General features: G+C 44.1%; 18 protein-coding genes and 1 pseudogene. 14 read left to right on the top strand and 5 right to left on the bottom strand.

Translation table 11 applies throughout. The features are described 5' to 3' along the window. The 7 genes and pseudogenes from R7O12_RS08840 to R7O12_RS08810 all read left to right on the top strand — a co-directional run. Positions 1–514: pseudogene (locus R7O12_RS08840) on the top strand (electron transport complex subunit RsxC); the annotation flags it as partial. After that, positions 514–1,560 carry an electron transport complex subunit RsxD gene (gene rsxD, locus R7O12_RS08835; protein ID WP_047103462.1) on the top strand — a complete coding sequence of 349 codons (1,047 nt, stop codon included), beginning with the start codon at positions 514–516 and terminating at the stop codon, positions 1,558–1,560. The pseudogene R7O12_RS08840 and the gene rsxD, both read left to right, overlap by 1 nt. A gap of 7 nt (positions 1,561–1,567) precedes the next feature. Next, on the top strand, positions 1,568–2,200 hold the full coding sequence (rsxG, locus tag R7O12_RS08830; RefSeq protein ID WP_047103464.1) for an electron transport complex subunit RsxG: 633 nt from the start codon (positions 1,568–1,570) through the stop codon (positions 2,198–2,200). Further along, complete coding sequence (locus R7O12_RS08825) at positions 2,200–2,892, top strand: electron transport complex subunit E (RefSeq protein WP_005380745.1); 693 nt, start codon at positions 2,200–2,202, stop codon at positions 2,890–2,892. The genes rsxG and R7O12_RS08825 overlap by 1 nt, the downstream gene beginning before the upstream one ends. Positions 2,893–2,956: 64 nt before the next feature. Continuing rightward, complete coding sequence (gene nth / locus R7O12_RS08820; protein ID WP_005380743.1) at positions 2,957–3,598, top strand: endonuclease III; 642 nt, start codon at positions 2,957–2,959, stop codon at positions 3,596–3,598. A 32-nt stretch (positions 3,599–3,630) separates the two neighbouring features. After that, the gene (gene gloA / locus R7O12_RS08815) at positions 3,631–4,047 is read left to right on the top strand and encodes a lactoylglutathione lyase (RefSeq protein ID WP_017635317.1); all 417 of its coding nucleotides are present in this window, start codon (positions 3,631–3,633) and stop codon (positions 4,045–4,047) included. A gap of 150 nt (positions 4,048–4,197) precedes the next feature. Continuing rightward, entirely contained in the window at positions 4,198–4,632 is a 435-nt protein-coding gene (locus R7O12_RS08810) for a DUF2753 domain-containing protein (protein ID WP_005384886.1), read from the top strand. A 120-nt stretch (positions 4,633–4,752) separates the two neighbouring features. On the opposite strand, the gene motY is transcribed toward R7O12_RS08810, so the two are convergent. Beyond that, positions 4,753–5,634, bottom strand: coding sequence for a flagellar protein MotY (gene motY / locus R7O12_RS08805; RefSeq protein ID WP_005384887.1), 882 nt, complete (start codon positions 5,632–5,634; stop codon positions 4,753–4,755). A gap of 341 nt (positions 5,635–5,975) precedes the next feature. Here motY and rnt point away from each other — a divergent pair, with 341 nt between their 5' ends. Both rnt and R7O12_RS08795 read left to right on the top strand, forming a co-directional pair. Continuing rightward, positions 5,976–6,620: a ribonuclease T gene (gene rnt, locus R7O12_RS08800; RefSeq protein WP_005384888.1), complete on the top strand. Its 645-nt coding sequence runs from the start codon at positions 5,976–5,978 to the stop codon at positions 6,618–6,620. Between the two features lie 28 nt (positions 6,621–6,648). After that, positions 6,649–7,974: a Na+/H+ antiporter family protein gene (locus tag R7O12_RS08795; protein ID WP_017821192.1), complete on the top strand. Its 1,326-nt coding sequence runs from the start codon at positions 6,649–6,651 to the stop codon at positions 7,972–7,974. A gap of 77 nt (positions 7,975–8,051) precedes the next feature. On the opposite strand, the gene R7O12_RS08790 is transcribed toward R7O12_RS08795, so the two are convergent. Beyond that, the gene (locus tag R7O12_RS08790; protein ID WP_005384890.1) at positions 8,052–8,681 is read right to left on the bottom strand and encodes a DsbA family protein; all 630 of its coding nucleotides are present in this window, start codon (positions 8,679–8,681) and stop codon (positions 8,052–8,054) included. A gap of 74 nt (positions 8,682–8,755) precedes the next feature. Further along, positions 8,756–9,091, bottom strand: a complete 336-nt coding sequence (locus tag R7O12_RS08785) for a Grx4 family monothiol glutaredoxin (protein WP_017635833.1) — start codon at positions 9,089–9,091, stop codon at positions 8,756–8,758. 285 nt (positions 9,092–9,376) lie between these two features. Between R7O12_RS08785 and sodB the strand changes: the two genes are divergently transcribed. From sodB to R7O12_RS08770, 3 genes are all read left to right on the top strand, one after another. After that, on the top strand, positions 9,377–9,961 hold the full coding sequence (sodB, locus tag R7O12_RS08780) for a superoxide dismutase [Fe] (RefSeq protein ID WP_005396533.1): 585 nt from the start codon (positions 9,377–9,379) through the stop codon (positions 9,959–9,961). A 154-nt stretch (positions 9,962–10,115) separates the two neighbouring features. Further along, the gene (locus R7O12_RS08775; protein WP_005380733.1) at positions 10,116–10,619 is read left to right on the top strand and encodes a VC2046/SO_2500 family protein; all 504 of its coding nucleotides are present in this window, start codon (positions 10,116–10,118) and stop codon (positions 10,617–10,619) included. Between the two features lie 134 nt (positions 10,620–10,753). Further along, positions 10,754–11,497 (top strand): SDR family oxidoreductase, encoded by a 744-nt coding sequence (locus tag R7O12_RS08770; protein WP_318071724.1) that lies wholly within the window; start codon positions 10,754–10,756, stop codon positions 11,495–11,497. 143 nt (positions 11,498–11,640) lie between these two features. On the opposite strand, the gene adhE is transcribed toward R7O12_RS08770, so the two are convergent. Continuing rightward, positions 11,641–14,343 (bottom strand): bifunctional acetaldehyde-CoA/alcohol dehydrogenase, encoded by a 2,703-nt coding sequence (adhE, locus tag R7O12_RS08765; protein WP_005380731.1) that lies wholly within the window; start codon positions 14,341–14,343, stop codon positions 11,641–11,643. Positions 14,344–14,993: 650 nt separating this feature from the next. Here adhE and R7O12_RS08760 point away from each other — a divergent pair. Then, positions 14,994–15,632, top strand: coding sequence for a YchE family NAAT transporter (locus tag R7O12_RS08760; RefSeq protein ID WP_005380729.1), 639 nt, complete (start codon positions 14,994–14,996; stop codon positions 15,630–15,632). 35 nt (positions 15,633–15,667) lie between these two features. Then, positions 15,668–16,531, top strand: coding sequence for an ion transporter (locus R7O12_RS08755; RefSeq protein ID WP_005380728.1), 864 nt, complete (start codon positions 15,668–15,670; stop codon positions 16,529–16,531). 57 nt (positions 16,532–16,588) lie between these two features. Here the strand turns inward: R7O12_RS08755 and asd are convergent, their stop codons facing one another. Continuing rightward, a complete protein-coding gene (asd, locus tag R7O12_RS08750) occupies positions 16,589–17,704 on the bottom strand; it encodes an aspartate-semialdehyde dehydrogenase (RefSeq protein WP_005380727.1) in 1,116 nt (371 codons plus the stop codon). Positions 17,705–18,001 lie beyond the last annotated feature (297 nt).

Here is an 18,001-nt window from a genome sequence, read left to right as displayed (position 1 = left end):
CAAAGCGCGCAAAGCGAAGCAAGCAGACTCAACCGAAGCGGAAGAAGCTGACGCACCTGCCGAGCAAACCGACGATCTGAAAAAAGCCGCCGTGGCAGCTGCCATTGCACGTGCCAAAGCACGTAAAGCGAAGCAAGAAACGCAAACTGAGCCTGTTGAAGACGCAACTTCTGAAGAACCAGAAGTGGATCCGAAAAAAGCCGCGGTTGCCGCAGCAATTGCGCGCGCGAAGGCTCGTAAAGCGAAACAAGCAGACTCAACTGAAGCGGAAGAAGCTGAAGCACCTGCCGAGCAAACCGAAGATCCGAAAAAAGCCGCCGTGGCTGCTGCCATTGCACGTGCCAAAGCGCGTAAAACTAAGCAAGAAACGCAAACTGAGCCTGTTGAAGAAGCAACTTCTGAAGAACCAGAAGTGGATCCGAAAAAAGCCGCGGTTGCCGCAGCAATTGCGCGCGCGAAGGCCCGCAAAGCGCAACAAGAAGCTAATAAAAATAATACTGAGGAGAACGAGTAGTGTCGTTTTTTATTGCCAGTTCACCGCATACCCACAGTCGTCGTAGTACGCCAGACTTAATGAAATGGGTGGCACTTTGCGCACTTCCAGGTTTAGTAGCTCAAACCTACTTCTTTGGCTGGGGAACGCTTATTCAGCTGATTTTTGCCATCGCAGTCGCTGTATCACTTGAAGCCTTAGTTATGGTCTTCCGTAAACGTTCGCCGATGCGAGCACTACGTGATAACAGTGCGATCGTTACCGCTTGGTTATTAGCCGTTGCTATTCCACCATGGTCTCCGTGGTGGATTATGGTGATCGGACTTATTTTCGCGATCGTAATTGCTAAACACCTATATGGTGGCCTTGGTCAAAACTTATTCAATCCTGCCATGGTCGCTTATGTGGTCTTGTTAATCTCATTCCCAGTGCAAATGACGAGTTGGAGTGCCCCGACGTCACTCATACCTGATCACGTAAATTTTGCAGATACACTCTCTTTAATTTTTACGGGCTATGATTACGACGGCTTATCACTTCAGCAAGTTCGCTCAGGTGTTGACGGTGTGACAATGGCGACACCACTTGATGCATTTAAGACTGGCATTCTTACAGGTGCCACTCCAAGCGAAGTAATGTCGCAGCCGATATTTGATGGCTTAGGTGGTATTGGTTGGCAATGGGTAAACCTTGCTTACCTTCTTGGCGGCATAGTCATGATCAAAAAGCGTATCATCCAATGGTATATTCCAGCAGGTTTCCTTGCGAGTCTGACTCTGTTTAGCCTAGTGTTCACGTTGCTGACGCCAGGGGAAACTGCGTCGCCAATTTTACACTTGTTATCTGGTGCAACCATGCTTGGCGCATTCTTTATTGCAACCGATCCCGTTTCGGCGTCTACCACCGTCAAAGGACGTTTAATCTTCGGTGCGCTTATTGGTGCTTTGGTTTTTATCATTCGCAGTTGGGGCGGTTTCCCAGATGGTGTTGCATTTGCAGTGTTGCTTGCAAATATGTGTGTGCCACTGATCGATTACTACACCAAACCTAGAACTTACGGTCACTGAGGTAAACATGTTAACCGCTATTAGAAAAAATGGTCTGACACTCGCGATATTTGCATGTGCAACAACCGGATTAGTCGCCCTTACTCAGTACCTAACAAAAGACCAAATCAAGGTACAAGAGCAAAAACAATTACTTTCTGTTTTGAATCAAGTCATTCCAGAAAACATGCATGACAACGCACTCACGCAAGCTTGTACAATGGTCACGTCTCCAGATCTGGGGACATTACGTGCGATGCCAGCCTACCTCGCCACGAAGAATGGTGAACCAACAGCAATCGCAATAGAATCTATCGCGCCAGATGGCTACAATGGTGAGATAAAAGTGATTACTGGGATTGATAATCAGGGCAATATTTTGGGGACACGCGTCCTAAACCACCAAGAAACCCCTGGTCTGGGCGATAAAATCGATCTTCGTGTCACCGACTGGATCCTGAGCTTTACAGGAAAACAAGTCACGGAAAACAATTGGAATTCGTGGAAAGTTCGTAAAGATGGCGGCGATTTCGATCAATTTACTGGTGCAACGATCACGCCAAGAGCCGTCGTAAAAGTGGTGCGAAATACCGTTAACTACGTAAACCAATCTCGTGAAGACATTCTTAACCAGCCGTTAGGCTGTGAAGGAGAGCAGTAATGAATGAGAATAAATTACTGATGAAAAACGGTATGTGGAGTAACAACCCCGCTCTCGTACAACTGCTGGGCTTATGTCCACTGCTAGCGGTTTCTTCCACGATAACCAATGCATTAGGTCTTGGTATTGCAACCTTACTCGTGCTAGTTGGATCCAACGTAACAGTTTCTCTTATTCGTAACTATGTGCCAAAAGAGATCCGTATACCTGTATTCGTTATGATCATTGCCTCACTCGTTACCTGCGTTCAGTTGTTAATGAATGCCTATGCGTACGGTTTGTACCTGTCTCTAGGTATCTTTATTCCTCTGATTGTAACGAACTGCATTATTATTGGCCGAGCAGAAGCTTACGCGTCAAAAAATGATGTTGCACCCGCTGCGCTAGATGGTTTGTGGATGGGCCTTGGTATGACGAGCGTCTTGGTTGTTTTAGGTGCCATGCGCGAATTGATTGGTAATGGCACACTATTCGACGGAGCAGACCTTCTCCTAGGAGACTGGGCTTCAGCTCTACGGATTCAAGTTTTCCAATTTGACAATAGCTTCCTGTTAGCGCTTCTCCCACCTGGTGCATTTATCGGTGTTGGGCTGTTGATAGCGCTCAAAAATGTCATAGATAATTCAATTCAGGCACGTCAACCAAAAGAAGAAAAACCAACCATAGAACGTGCTCGCGTCACTAACGCATAACAAGATAAGGCTCTGTCATAGGAGCCTTTTTCATAAACCGCAGAGACGGTATTGGAAGTCAGCAATGAACAAAATAAAAAGAATCGAAATTCTTGAGCGATTACGAGAAAACAATCCGAATCCTCAAACTGAGCTTAACTGGAGCTCCCCTTTTGAGCTGCTAATCGCTGTATTACTATCAGCTCAAGCAACCGATGTAAGCGTCAATAAAGCCACCGACAAGCTTTTCCCTGTAGCGAATACACCTCAAAGCATTCTTGATTTGGGAGTCGATGGCTTAAAAGAATACATAAAGACCATCGGTTTGTTTAACTCAAAGGCAGAAAACACAATCAAGACTTGTAAGATCTTGTTGGAAAAACACAATGGTGAAGTTCCTGAAGATCGTGCCGCGTTAGAAGCGCTACCAGGCGTAGGTCGCAAGACCGCAAACGTCGTGCTCAACACCGCTTTTGGTTGGCCAACTATTGCCGTCGATACGCACATTTATCGCGTGTCGAATCGCACTAAATTTGCGATGGGAAAAACGGTTGATGATGTCGAGCAGAAGCTATTAAAAGTTGTGCCAAAAGAGTTCAAACTCGATGTGCACCACTGGCTCATTCTTCATGGTCGTTATACGTGCGTAGCAAGAAAGCCTCGCTGCGGTAGCTGTATTATCGAAGATTTGTGCGAATATAAAGAGAAAGTATACCCAGATAGCTAATGCTATTTGTAAATCAAAGCTAGGAGCAAAAAATGTCAAACGGTCGAATTCTCCACACTATGCTTCGCGTAGGTGATCTAGACAAATCCATCAAGTTTTACACTGAAGTTATGGGCATGCAGCTGCTTCGTACTAACGAAAATAAAGAGTACGAATACACGCTAGCGTTTCTTGGTTATGGTGACGAATCCCAAGGTGCAGTGATCGAACTGACTTACAACTGGGGTAAAACTGAGTATGACCTAGGTACTGCTTTTGGTCATATCGCCATTGGTGTTGATGATATCTACACAACTTGCGACGCTATCAAAGCGGCGGGCGGTAATGTGACGCGTGAGCCAGGTCCAGTAAAAGGCGGAAGCACGCACATTGCATTCGTAAAAGACCCAGATGGTTATATGATTGAGCTTATTCAAAACAAGCAAGCTTCATCAGGTCTTGAAGGCTAAGCGGCACTTCTAATAATCACTTGTACTGCAAGTTGAACTCCGATTACAGGCAGGTCTGCGATCTGCCTGTCCTTTTATAAACAAAACCCTTTACTTGATAATAGTTATCGTTTAGATTTATCCGCAACTTCGATATGCGGGATTACGATAATGATCAGTGAATGGGAAAAACACACACTTCTAGCCGATACGGCACTTCAACTAGATGACCCTGTTCGCAGCATTCTTCATTACCAGCAAGCCCTAAGCCTGAGTGAAGATATCAGCGAATGTGTGGAAATTGAGGCGGACGAGCGATTATTAATTTCTGTGATTTCTTGTCATAACTTAGCTCAGTTCTGGCGTTGGGCTGGAGATACTGACTATGAACTCAAATACCTTCAACTGGCCTCTGAGAAGGTCTTAACACTTATCCCACAATGCCCAAATAAAGAGTGTGCAAGCTTTATCGACTCGATAGGATGCTGTACTAAGGCGTTGATAGACTTTATGAAGCGTCACCCTAATCCGGCTATTGCCAAACAGGTTGAAAAAATCGATACCGCCACCAATTGCGAAGTCATTGCCAAATTCCGCTTAAACTAACATTCAAATTATACAGCAGGAATCACCGAAACGTGCTTGGCAAAATACCACTAAAATATTATTAACAACGTCAGTAAATCAAAAATGCCGAAGCTTTCAGCTTCGGCGTTTTTATATGCATCACACTTGGGTTCGCCCTAGAGATATCACGACTCGGCGGTTTTTGTCTTTTCCTATTGGCGAACCGTTATCTGCAATAGGACGACGCTTGCCGTACCCTTGCACTTGAATTCGATCTTCCGGTAGCCCTAGAGACTGAAAATAGTCACGAAGTGACTCTGCACGTCGCTCTGATAAACTTTGACTCGCACTTTTACCATCGGTTGAATCTGTGTACGTCGCCACCAGCACAAGATCGATATCTTGATTATGTCGGATATAATCTGCAATTTGTGATAAACGCTTTTTAGAAGCCTTGGTTAACTGATCACCTTGTCTTTCATAGTGCAAAATCGTAAAAGCAATGTCCTCAAAACTATATTTCAATAAGTTGGAAATACAGTCGCTAAACGCGTTGTACTTGTTTTGAAATAGTACTGATGACAATGCGACTTCAATTCTCTGATCTCGGCTCTGCCAATCTTGGTAACTAAAAGTCGGATAACGGCCTTTTTCCAGCTCAGACAAAATGCCCCATGCTGTTTGCCCTCCGACATAACCATCAAACTGTTTAAAAAACTTTAAGTTTGTAATTCGATCGGCGTGTTCACCTGGTCGCCAAGGTGGCGGCATAGAAATGAGACTGACGTTACGTGTTTCTCCCATCGGGCGACGCATTTTTAACTCAAAGTCTAAATTGATTTTTTTATTTGCACGAGATGAAAATACCGCATCTCCAAAGCTTGGAATGGGGTGTACAAGCTGACATTCTAATGGTGTATTGACCACCATTTCCCATTGAGATTGCTGTGGAGTTGCAGCATAACGTTTGCCCATCAAAGCGAAGCTGCTTGTGCTAAACAACGAAAATACAACACCACTGGTAATCAGCCATTTCTTCATCTAATACTGTCTCTTAAACGGCAGTCTGTTGCCGTCAATTTGCATCAATAAAACCACTTCAACCGGCATGCAAAAATCTCGCCAATATAGGGTTATCTGTCACACTGCCATTAATGTGAGCCACCGTGTTCCAATCACCTTAACCGCCACTTAGCGTTTTACTTCCTCATGTTTTATCGGTTTACATGATGCAAAGTATGGCGAATAAACGTCTACATAATATGCAATACAAACTTATTGATTGGATGCAAAATAGAATTCCGGTTTTCTCTTAAATTGCGGTTTTTCTCATCGGTATAATCTGCAATAATGCAGCCTTCGTCACACAAAAATAAGCCAACATGACACTAGAAAATGAAGCTCTAACCTTGAAAAAACGCTTTCGTGGTTATTTCCCTGTGGTAGTAGACGTTGAGACCGCTGGTTTCAATGCTCAAACTGATGCACTTTTAGAAATCTGTGCCGTTACGTTGAAAATGGACGAACATGGCGTGTTGCATCCGGCCTCCACCATTCATTTTCATGTGGAGCCATTTGAAGGCGCTAACTTAGAAAAAGAAGCGCTTGAATTCAATGGTATTCGTGACCCTTTCAGCCCTCTTCGTGGTGCTGTTTCTGAGCAAGAGGCGCTAAAGGAAATTTATAAGCTTATTCGCAAAGAACAAAAAGCCGCAGATTGCTCACGTGCAATTATGGTTGCTCATAACGCAGCATTCGACTTGGGTTTTGTAAATGCAGCAAATGAACGCTGTAAACTAAAAAGAGTCCCTTTTCATCCCTTTGCTACTTTTGATACGGCTACATTAAGTGGCCTTGCTTATGGCCAAACAGTTCTCGCTAAAGCATGCAAAACAGCCGGGATGGAATTTGATAACCGTGAAGCACACTCTGCGCTTTACGATACACAAAAAACAGCAGAATTATTCTGCGGTATTGTCAACAAATGGAAGGCCCTCGGCGGTTGGCCGCTTGTCGACGAAGAATAATAAGTAAACACAACATATTAGGAAAAGTATGAATCCTGTCGTTATATCAGTGTGCGTCATGCTCGTGTTAGCATTGATGCGCGTAAACGTGGTGGTTGCCCTCACGTTTAGTGCCATCGTAGGCGGCCTAGTCGCAGGCATGAGCCTTGGGGATACGGTTGCCGCATTTGAAAGTGGTCTAGGTGGCGGTGCAACTATCGCGCTAAGCTACGCCATGTTAGGTACTTTCGCTGTTGCCATCTCGAAATCAGGCATCACGGATCTACTGGCCAAAAGTGTTATCAAGCGCTTAAATGGTAAAGAAAACTCCGCTTCCACTACTGGCTTAAAGTACGCCGTGTTGGTGGCGTTAGTGCTTGTCACGATGTCATCTCAGAACGTAATTCCGGTCCATATCGCCTTTATTCCAATTTTGATTCCACCTCTTTTGGGCGTATTCGCGAAACTTAAGCTCGACCGACGTTTGGTCGCGTGTGTTCTTACCTTCGGTTTGATCACACCTTACATGATCTTACCTGTTGGTTTCGGCGGTATTTTCTTAAACAACATTCTATTAAAGAACCTACATGACAACGGTTTGGAAAACGTGGTTGCAAGCCAAGTCCCAACCGCCATGTTACTGCCAGGTGCAGGGATGCTGTTTGGTCTATTACTGGCTATCTTTGTGAGCTATCGTAAACCGCGTGTCTACAAAGAAACTGAGTTGACTGTCGTTGACGAAACCGATCACGTCATTAATAAAAAGCACATCTTAGTTGCGGCACTTGGTATTGTCGCTGCTTTGGGTGTTCAGCTTTACACGGGTTCAATGATTATCGGTGCTCTAGCTGGCTTTATGGTGTTTACTTTCGGCGGCGTTATTGCATGGAAAGAGACGCACGACGTGTTCACTAAAGGTGTACACATGATGGCAATGATTGGCTTCATCATGATCGCAGCGGCAGGTTTTGCAGCAGTAATGAAGCAAACTGGCGGTGTTGAAACACTAGTACAATCGCTATCAACCAGCATCGGTGACAATAAGCCTCTAGCTGCACTACTGATGCTGATCGTTGGCCTATTAGTAACAATGGGCATTGGTTCATCGTTCTCTACGATTCCAATCCTTGCAACTATCTATGTGCCTCTTGCGCTAGCATTCGGTTTCTCGCCGATGGCAACGATTGCACTGGTAGGTACTGCAGCGGCGTTAGGTGATGCAGGCTCTCCAGCTTCTGACTCTACATTAGGCCCTACATCTGGTCTAAATGCCGACGGTCAACATGAGCACATTTGGGAAACAGTCGTTCCAACCTTTATCCATTATAATATCCCTCTAATCATCTTTGGTTGGATTGCAGCAATGGTGCTTTAATACTATTGTTTGGATGGATATACATTAGTTACGAAAAAGCCGCTCAATGAGCGGCTTTTTGTTATTCATAACTGTGGTTATTGCGCTGGCATATTGTCAATAATACGCTCACGAATCAGCTTCAAGGTTGGTTCTGTCGACAGGTAATCGATGGCAATCGGAAAATAAGCGTCGTTAATTTTAAGAACCAAGCTAGGGTAAGAGTTCACACCTAGGCTCTTTGCAAGGCTCAATTGATCTTCGAACACACCCTCTAAGAAAGAGCCATCCATGTCATTCTTGAATTGCTGAACATTCAAGCCAATTTCTCTCGCTAGTTGCAAGTGAGTGGCTTCTTCATGAGGAGGCATCGCACGTAAGTAATACGCATGCTGAATCGCTTCTAGCATCTGCTCATAAGAGTCTTGAAAGCCCGCTGCAATAACCGCACGACAAGATTGGTAAGTGCTTCTAACTGGCGTACAAAGCTTCCAGAAATCGTAGTTAAACTTAGTGCCTAACTGGCGCTCAATCTGCTTCCAAATACCTTCGAGTTTTTGTTGCATCTCGGGCGGCATCGGTAAATTAGTATCTGGCGCAAGACCACCAACCACATACTCAAACTGAATCACTCCTGGCAGTTGCTGTTTTAGTTTATCCAGCGTTGGTTTGTAACCCCAACACCAACTGCACATTGGGTCATGCACGTAGTAAAGCTTTATGTTCATTCCACTAACCTAAAAAGAAAAAGGAGCCAGTACGGCTCCTTCGTATTCTATCGCTAAATGTGAGTATTTACGAATTACTCAGCTTGATCTTCAGCGCGCGCTGCTGCTTCTTTGATTAGAGGCTGCAGTTCACCTTTTTGGAACATTTCTAGAATAATGTCACAACCGCCGATAAGCTCACCTTCAACCCATAGTTGAGGGAAAGTTGGCCATTGCGCGTACTTTGGTAACTCAGCACGGATATCTGGGTTTTGCAGAATGTCTACGTAAGCGAACTTCTCACCACATGCCATTAGTGCCTGTGACGCTTGAGAAGAGAAACCACAGCTAGGTAGTTTCGGTGATCCTTTCATGTACAGCAGGATTGAGTTTTCAGAGATCTGCTGTTTGATTTTGTCGATAGTTTCCATCGCTTCCTCATTCATGGGTTTGAACTTTATTTATTTGCCACATTCTACTCAATAACGACAGAATAAAAACCATATAATTAATAAGGCTTAATTTTAGATTGCTCATTGGCGAGCAATGCAGCACTTCACCACTGCTAACCTCTTAAAATATTTTCATATCGGGGTTTTAATAAAGTAAAAACTTGCTAAAATACTTAGCAAGTCAGCCTTAAAGGCGACATAGCTATAAAAAAACACTGGAAGCAATCGAAAGGTCATCCTTTCAAATCAATGGAGAATCGAGTAATGGCATTTGAACTACCAGCTCTTCCTTACGCGAAAGACGCACTAGAACCACACATCTCAGCAGAGACTCTAGACTACCACCACGGTAAGCACCACAACACTTACGTTGTTAAGCTTAACGGTCTTATCCCTGGTACTGAGTTCGAAGGCAAAACTCTAGAAGAGATCATCAAGACTTCTACTGGTGGCGTATTCAACAACGCAGCGCAAATCTGGAACCACACGTTCTACTGGCACTGTCTTGCTCCAAATGCTGGCGGCGAGCCAACTGGCGCAGTTGCAGACGCAATCAACGCAGCATTCGGTTCTTTTGAAGAATTCAAAGCGAAGTTTACTGATTCAGCAATCAACAACTTCGGTTCTTCATGGACTTGGCTTGTTAAGAAAGCTGATGGCTCTCTAGAGATCGTTAACACTTCTAACGCTGCTACTCCTCTAACAGAAGAAGGTACAACACCACTTCTAACTGTTGACCTATGGGAACACGCGTACTACATCGATTACCGTAACGTACGTCCTGATTACATGAACGGCTTCTGGGCTCTAGTAAACTGGGACTTCGTAGCTGAGAACCTAGCGAAGTAATATACTTCCCCCTAAGTTCAATTTAGTCTTATTCAAAAGCTCGCTATTTAGCGGGCTTTTTTGTTTCGCCTTCCCTAGCACCTTTAAATAATTCCCTCTTTTACTAAAGTTCTTCTTATCCACGCCGTTAAAAGAGCATCGAGCGAGGAACATCATGCAAATTCATACTTTAGACAAAGCTGCAATTATCAACGAACTTCAGTTCGGTAATGGTATTAACCATGCCGTACACGACGGTCGTCGTGCGGATTTCTCGCTGATTCTGTCTATGTTCTCTAATGATGTTCGCGATGTAGTCCCGGTTGAAGAGGTCCAGGAAGTCATCACCAGTGACAGTATTCTTCGCCAACAATTGGGTTTATCGCAACCTCAAGCTCTTCGTTCTGATAGCAGCAGCTATGAACTCGCAGCTGAACAAGCGAAACAGTTTCACGATGCAGGATTGCCTTCCGCAAAGCTGAGCCATTACCTAAAACCAGATGCGCTGACTTACCTGCCTGAAGACACATTCAACCTACCAGAGGAGGTTTATCACAACCTATCTGGTCATGAGCGACGCAGATTGGGCGAACGCAACAAACAACTGATCCCAGATGCTGGGCTATATAATCAGCTAGTGACGGCTCAACGTCAGCATCAAATTCAAGCTAAAGCATAGAGATCCGCTTTTTATCCAATAGCTTGCAATACCTACACGTCAGAAATGTGACATCTTACAAATTACCGCACAATAGTCCTCACTCGAAAGCGTTAGTTTGAAGCCTTTCACACTGAACCCAACGAATTTCAACCATGCTATTAGCACAAACCACTGGTGTATTGTTTTTCACATATGGATACAGTGAAGGTGCTATGGATATCAAAGAATCAATTATTCTCGTCACGTCTGCAGGTTCGGTTATAGGAAGAACCTGTGCAAATCACTTTGCTCACCTTGGAGCAACGTTGATTCTTTGTGACCAAAATTCTAGCGCTTTGAGAGCGAGCTATGAGCAAATCAGCGCTTTCACTGACAAAGTGTATGCGATGAATGTGTGTAGTGATAACACAACGTCCATTAACTTATTGTTTGACCAGATAGAATCACAGCTACGTGCGACACCAGATGTGATTGTTAATTGCTGGACCTGCTCCCCTATGCCTGGCTTAATGGCGCCAGAACCAATGAGTACTTACATTGATCACTTGTCGTCTGCGGCACGCTTCCTTTATACCTACGGCCAAGTAGGAGCAGAGCGCTTTCGAGCCAGAAACAAGAAAGGCGTCATTGTTAACGTCATTTCTCATGACAACCATGAAGACTTTACGGGAGTTGAAAGCATGGCGGCGTTGGTGTCAGGTTTTACTCACAGCTGGGCAAAAGAACTCACACCATTCAACATTCGAGTGGGCGGCGTTATTCCCTCGGTAAATCATACAAAAGAAGAGCTCAACGAGAGGCACTGGGCTGAGATCCAAGACGAACTAGTCCGCAACACAGCATACATCGTCGCGAATGAATACTTCAGTGGCCGAGTAGTTGCGACCGAAGTGTAAGCATACACAGCAACTCTGTTTTCCCAAGCCAGATGTAACTCCTGCACCAAAATAAAAAAAGCCCCAGTCATTTGACTGGGGCTTTAACCTTTTCCCGATTAAGGTTTCGTGCTAGCGAAAACCTTGCTCACTCGATTTTTTAATTACGCGTCAGCTTTTTCTTTCTTTGCTTTAGGTGCTGCTTTTGCTGCTTCTTGGTCTGCTTTCTTCTTGATAACAGTTGTACCTTCGAAAGTTTCGCCTTCAACAAATGCTTTACCGTAGTAAGAAGCCATCAACACATCTTTAAGTTCGCTGATTAGAGGGTAACGTGGGTTCGCACCAGTACATTGGTCATCGAACGCTTCTACCGCTAGCTCATCCAGTTTCGCTACGAAATCTGATTCAGCAACACCTGCCGCTTGGATAGACATTGGGATGTCTAGGTTAACTTTTAGTTCATCCAACCATGCTAGTAGACGTTCAATCTTCTGAGCAGTACGGTCACCTTCTTGGCTTAGGCCAAGGTGGTCAGCAACTTCAGCGTAACGACGACGTGCTTGTGGACGGTCGTATTGAGAGAACGCAGTTTGTTTAGTTGGATTGTCGTTCGCGTTGTAACGTACCACGTTAGAGATAAGTAGTGCGTTAGCTAGGCCATGTGGCAAGTGGAACTCAGCACCCAGTTTGTGAGCCATTGAGTGACAAACACCTAGGAATGCGTTCGCAAATGCAACACCAGCGATAGTAGCTGCGTTGTGTACTTTCTCACGAGCGATTGGGTCATTTGCACCGTTCGCATAGCTTGATGGTAGGTACTCTTTTAGCATCTTAAGTGCTTGAAGAGCTTGGCCATCTGAGTATTCGTTAGCAAGAACAGAAACGTAAGCTTCTAGAGCGTGAGTTACGGCATCGTAACCACCAAATGCTGTTAGAGACTTAGGCATGTTCATTACTAGGTTCGCATCAACGATTGCCATGTTTGGCGTGATTTCGTAGTCAGCTAGTGGGTATTTCGCACCAGTCTTGTCGTCAGTAACAACCGCGAATGGAGTAACTTCTGAACCAGTACCTGAAGTTGTAGTGATACATACAAGCTCAGCTTTTTTACCCATTTTAGGGAACTTGTAGATACGTTTACGGATGTCCATAAAGCGCATTGCTAGTTCTTCAAAGTGAGTTTCTGGGTGCTCGTACATTACCCACATGATTTTCGCTGCATCCATTGGTGAACCACCGCCTAGCGCTAGGATAACGTCAGGTTGGTAGCTAGCCATTTGAGCCGCACCTTTTTCTACTACAGACAGTGTTGGGTCAGCTTCAACATCGAAGAATGTTTGAACTTCCATGCCTTGAGCTTTTAGTAGGCTTACTACGTCATCTGCGTAACCGTTGTTGAATAGGAAACGGTCAGTTACTAGGAATGCACGTTTCTTACCTTCTAGGTCGCCCAGTGCGATTGGAAGGCTACCACGACGGAAGTAGATTGACTTAGGTAGTTTATGCCACAACATGTTTTCAGCTCGCTTCGCTACAGTTTTCTTGTTGATTAGGTGTTTAGGACCTACGTTCTCAGAGATAGAGTTACCACCCCAAGAACCACAACCTAGCGTTAGAGATGGCGCAACGTTGAAGTTGTACAAGTCACCGATACCGCCGTGAGTAGTCGGGATGTTGATTAGGATACGAGCTGTCTTCATCTTGTCACCGAAGTAACGGATACGGTCAGCGTTAGTATCTTGGTTAGTGTAAAGACCAGATGTGTGGCCGATACCACCAATCTCAACCATAGTTACCGCTTGAGCAACCGCGTCTTCGAAGTTGTCAGCACGGAATAGACCTAGAGTTGGAGATAGTTTCTCGTGAGCGAATGCGTCATCGTGAGATACTTTGCCCAGACCTTCACCAACAAGAACTTTAGTGTCTGCTGGAACTTTAACGCCTGCCATTTCAGCGATTGCTGCTGCTGGCTGACCTACGATTTTCGCGTTTAGCGCGCCATCGATAAGAAGCACTTTACGAACTTTATCAGCTTCTGCTTTGCTTAGGACATAAGCTTTGTGAGAAGCAAAACGCTCTTTCACTTCGTCGTATACTTCGTCAACTACGATTGCAGCCTGCTCAGAAGCACATACTACACCGTTGTCGAAAGTCTTAGACATAAGGATAGAAGCAACAGCACGTTTGATGTCTGCTGTTTCATCGATAACAACCGGAACGTTACCTGCACCTACACCGATTGCTGGCTTACCAGAAGAGTAAGCGGCTTTAACCATGCCTGGACCACCAGTTGCAAGGATAAGAGCGATGTCATCGTGTTTCATTAGAGCGTTTGAAAGCTCAACAGAAGGCTGGTCGATCCAACCGATGATGTCTTTTGGTGCGCCTGCTGCTACTGCTGCATCTAGAACGAGTTTAGCTGCATCGTTAGTTGAGTTTTTCGCACGTGGATGTGGTGAGAAGATGATACCGTTACGAGTCTTCAAAGAGATTAGAGATTTGAAGATCGCTGTAGAAGTTGGGTTAGTCGTTGGTACGATACCGCAGATGATGCCTACAGGCTCAGCGATAGTCATAGTACCTAGGTTGTCATCTTCTTCTAAGATGCCACACGTTTGTTCGTCTTTGTATTTGTTGTAGATAAACTCAGAAGCGAAGTGGTTCTTGATTACTTTATCTTCAACAATACCCATACCAGATTCTTCTACCGCTTGTTGAGCTAGCGGGATACGGGCCTGGTTAGCTGCAAGCGATGCTGCACGAAAGATTTTATCTACTTGCTCTTGAGAGTAAGTAGCGAACTCTTCTTGCGCTTTCTTAACGCGAGCAACCATTGCATCTAGTTCAGCCATATTAGTTACAGGCATAGGGAATCTCCTAAAATTAACAAATATTAAAAACTTTTTACTAAGGCTATTACTTATCGTTTTTACTGTTTATCAGTCACTTAGAAAACAAACGTCTTAGTAAATTGCTTTCAGGACTGAGTATAATATTTCAGAGTGTGAAAAAAATTGACTTGGATCAGTTCTCACCACCTAAATACTACCAAAGTGGTGCCTCATAACACCAAAATGACATAAATCATTGATAAACAAATAAATTAACTTTCATTTTTTATTGAGTAAAAAAGAAGCAAATGGACAAATAAATAAAAGAAACTACAACAACCTGTAAAAAAGTTTCATTTTTGACCAACAAAATTACATGTAGGACCAATTCTTTGTGCTACTGAGAGTATATCGAACCGAATACATCTCTCTACAAACCACCTTGGTTTTTATCAAAAATGTGCGAATGTTAACGTTTATGTAAAACAGTGCAATTTATCAGCAACTTTATACGTAACATTTCCTTTCCAGATTAGATACAGTTTATTAAAGAATTAGTTTTTCTCACTTAAATGGCAGGGAATGCGTTAGTTTTTTTCATTTCTTACAACCTAACTTTTGCCTTACATTACGCCCAAATTACCCCTTCTCCTTTTCACTAATGTGAACTTTGATGAGTAAGCAACATGCAAACTTTTGAACTTGCTATCTTCTTGCAGTTTTTTCTCGGTTTGGTCGCCGCAGTAAACCCTGTTGGTATCATGCCTGTGTTTGTGTCACTAACCGGGCATATGACACCAGACGAAAAGCGCAATACGGCAACAACAGCAAATGTGGCTGTTGCGATCATCCTGATCATTTCGCTTTTTGCTGGTCAGTTACTGTTAGACATGTTCAGTATTTCTCTGGATTCGTTTCGTGTCGCTGGCGGGTTGCTATTACTTAGCATCGCATTCTCGATGATGAGCGGTAAACTGGGGGAAGATAAGCAGAACAAACAAGAGAAAACGGAATACGTCAGTCGTGAACAGATTGGTGTGGTCCCTCTTGCAATGCCTTTAATGGCAGGGCCTGGTGCAATCAGTTCGACTATTGTTTATGGTGCACGCTACCCAAGCATGTTCGATACCGTGGGCATTAGTATTACGATTGGTTTGTTCTGCCTTTGTTCATGGCTATTGTTCCGCTCTGCCCCATTGATCGTACGATTTTTAGGTCAAACTGGAATCAACGTCATTACTCGTATCATGGGTTTGATATTGGGCGCGCTTGGCATAGAGTTCATTGCGAATGGCTTACGCAACTTATTTCCAGGATTAGCCTGAGTTTCTATAAAATTGTATGATAGAGCGATTCAACAATGGATCGCTTTGTCATGACGACTGACTCTCTTAAACATACTCTATATGTCACCATTTTTGGTACTCATACCAAAGCTGGTAAAACGTTCGATATTGCTCTCATTATCGCGATCATCAGCTCGTTAATCGTACTGGTGTTAGATTCGATACCCTCCGTTCGTGCCGAGTGGGAAAAAGAGCTGAAGTTTATTGAATACACATTTACTGGCCTATTCACGATTGAATACCTTCTAAGGCTTTATTGCTCTCCTAAACCTGCCGCCTACGCAAAGAGTTTTTATGGTGTCGTCGATTTACTTGCGATTTTGCCCACTTATTTAGCACTCTTCTTCCCATCCGCTTCGTTTATGGGTGTGATCAGGGCGCTGCGAGTGATGCGAATATTCCGCATACTCAAGTTAGTCCGATACCTCCAAGAGTCCAATATCCTCTTACGTTCACTGCTTATGGCGCGCAGAAAGATTTTTATCTTCTTTAGCTCCGTCGCCATTATGGTAACGATTTTCGGCTCATTGATTTTTATCATTGAAGGACCTGAAAACGGATTTACTAGCATTCCTAAAAGTATTTATTGGGCGATCGTGACCATCACAACGGTTGGGTATGGTGACTTGGTCCCTCAAACAGACCTAGGTAAAGGGCTTGCATCACTCACCATGTTACTGGGTTATTCCATTTTGGCGGTACCTACAGGTATTTTCACTGCCGAACTGCACCAAGAGATGCAATCGCACAAAGTATTGGTGAAATGCCCAAACTGCTCCCACGCAGGGCACGACTCTGACGCAATTTACTGTAAACATTGTGGTAGTGAACTGGCCGATCCAGACAAAAGAGTCGTTCGAACGGAAGACGACGCATGAAAAAAGAGCTCCCTAAGGAGCTCTTTTATTTTGTCATCAAATAAAGGATTGATGTGATTATGCTTTCTCAGACAGAATAATTCGCAGAGTACGACGCAATGGCTCCGCAGCACCCCAAAGCAGTTGGTCACCAACAGTGAAAGCATTTAGGAAATCATCACCCATTGCCATCTTACGTAAACGACCCACTGGTACAGACATTGTGCCCGTAACTTTTGCCGGTGTTAGCTCTTGAGCAGTGATGTCACGGTCGTTAGGAATCACTTTCACCCAATCGTTATGAGTGGCGATGATTTCTTCGATTTCGTCCATTGGTACATTTTGTTTAAGCTTGATAGTAAGTGCTTGAGAGTGACAACGCATCGCGCCAATACGCACACAAGTACCGTCAATTGGGACAGGTGAACTTTGAGAACCCAAAATTTTATTCGCCTCGGCGCCCGCTTTCCACTCTTCTTTACTCTGACCATTATCGCGCTTCACATCGATCCATGGGATCAACGAACCAGCTAGTGGCACACCGAATTTATCGGTAGGGAAAGAGCCGCTGCGCATTGTATCCGCGACTTTCTTATCGATATCTAGGATAGAGCTTGATGGGTTTGCAAGTTCAGAGCTAACAGAGTCATTGATAACGCCCATTTGCGAGATCAATTCACGCATATTTTGCGCACCAGCACCAGATGCGGCTTGGTAAGTCATTGCGCTTGTCCACTCAACAAGGCCTTTCTCAAATAGACCACCTAGCCCCATTAGCATTAAACTAACCGTACAGTTACCACCGACAAATGTGTTCGTGCCACCGTGGATGCCTTGTTGGATTTGCTTTAAGTTCACTGGATCAAGTGTGATGATCGAATCTTCAGCCATACGTAGCGTAGAGGCCGCATCAATCCAGTAGCCTTTCCAACCAGCCTGACGAAGTGCAGGGAAAACTTTTTCTGTGTAGCTACCACCTTGACAGGTGATTACCGCATCAAGCTGTTTTAAGCTTTCAATATCATACGCGTCTTGCAGTAAGCCTGCGTCTTTTCCTAAGTTAGGAGCAGGAATACCAACTTGAGAAGTACTGTAGAATACTGGTTCGATTAGGTCGAAGTCTTTCTCTTCAACCATACGCTGCATAAGGACTGAACCAACCATACCGCGCCAACCAACTAAACCAACTCTCATCGTATTAACTCTCCATGTATTAAAAAACCTACCCCATAGTTAATTTTTCACAGCAAAATCTCAACCCCTATTTTGTAAATAAGCGCGTTTTTTAACCTTTTCCTCTGAAAAACCGGGTTACACGAGATTTTTTAGTGTTTGGTTTGCGGTTTTAACCATTTTTCAAGTAGGGAAAGCACTTTAGTCCCCTAATTGGTCTTACCACTCAATGAGAAAATAACACATGAAGCACAATAATTTCACATTACACAACATTTAAAACCAAAAAAGTTAAAACAAACTAACAGTTAATTTCAC

The sequence above is a fragment of the Vibrio sp. Vb1574 genome (assembly GCF_033338675.1).
This window is presented reverse-complemented; position numbering and strand designations above follow the sequence as displayed.

Excerpts from the sequence above, each read along its gene's own strand:
- R7O12_RS08790 (WP_005384890.1), bottom strand. The coding sequence starts at position 8,681 with ATGAACATAAAGCTTTACTACGTGCATGACCCAATGTGCAGTTGGTGT.
- R7O12_RS08810 (WP_005384886.1), top strand. The coding sequence starts at position 4,198 with ATGATCAGTGAATGGGAAAAACACACACTTCTAGCCGATACGGCACTT.
- R7O12_RS08795 (WP_017821192.1), top strand. The coding sequence starts at position 6,649 with ATGAATCCTGTCGTTATATCAGTGTGCGTCATGCTCGTGTTAGCATTG.
- R7O12_RS08825 (WP_005380745.1), top strand. The coding sequence starts at position 2,200 with ATGAATGAGAATAAATTACTGATGAAAAACGGTATGTGGAGTAACAAC.
- R7O12_RS08775 (WP_005380733.1), top strand. The coding sequence starts at position 10,116 with ATGCAAATTCATACTTTAGACAAAGCTGCAATTATCAACGAACTTCAG.
- R7O12_RS08760 (WP_005380729.1), top strand. The coding sequence starts at position 14,994 with ATGCAAACTTTTGAACTTGCTATCTTCTTGCAGTTTTTTCTCGGTTTG.
- R7O12_RS08785 (WP_017635833.1), bottom strand. The coding sequence starts at position 9,091 with ATGGAAACTATCGACAAAATCAAACAGCAGATCTCTGAAAACTCAATC.
- adhE (WP_005380731.1), bottom strand. The coding sequence starts at position 14,343 with ATGCCTGTAACTAATATGGCTGAACTAGATGCAATGGTTGCTCGCGTT.
- sodB (WP_005396533.1), top strand. The coding sequence starts at position 9,377 with ATGGCATTTGAACTACCAGCTCTTCCTTACGCGAAAGACGCACTAGAA.
- motY (WP_005384887.1), bottom strand. The coding sequence starts at position 5,634 with ATGAAGAAATGGCTGATTACCAGTGGTGTTGTATTTTCGTTGTTTAGC.
- asd (WP_005380727.1), bottom strand. The coding sequence starts at position 17,704 with ATGAGAGTTGGTTTAGTTGGTTGGCGCGGTATGGTTGGTTCAGTCCTT.
- rnt (WP_005384888.1), top strand. The coding sequence starts at position 5,976 with ATGACACTAGAAAATGAAGCTCTAACCTTGAAAAAACGCTTTCGTGGT.
- rsxG (WP_047103464.1), top strand. The coding sequence starts at position 1,568 with ATGTTAACCGCTATTAGAAAAAATGGTCTGACACTCGCGATATTTGCA.
- R7O12_RS08755 (WP_005380728.1), top strand. The coding sequence starts at position 15,668 with ATGGATCGCTTTGTCATGACGACTGACTCTCTTAAACATACTCTATAT.
- gloA (WP_017635317.1), top strand. The coding sequence starts at position 3,631 with ATGTCAAACGGTCGAATTCTCCACACTATGCTTCGCGTAGGTGATCTA.
- R7O12_RS08770 (WP_318071724.1), top strand. The coding sequence starts at position 10,754 with ATGCTATTAGCACAAACCACTGGTGTATTGTTTTTCACATATGGATAC.
- nth (WP_005380743.1), top strand. The coding sequence starts at position 2,957 with ATGAACAAAATAAAAAGAATCGAAATTCTTGAGCGATTACGAGAAAAC.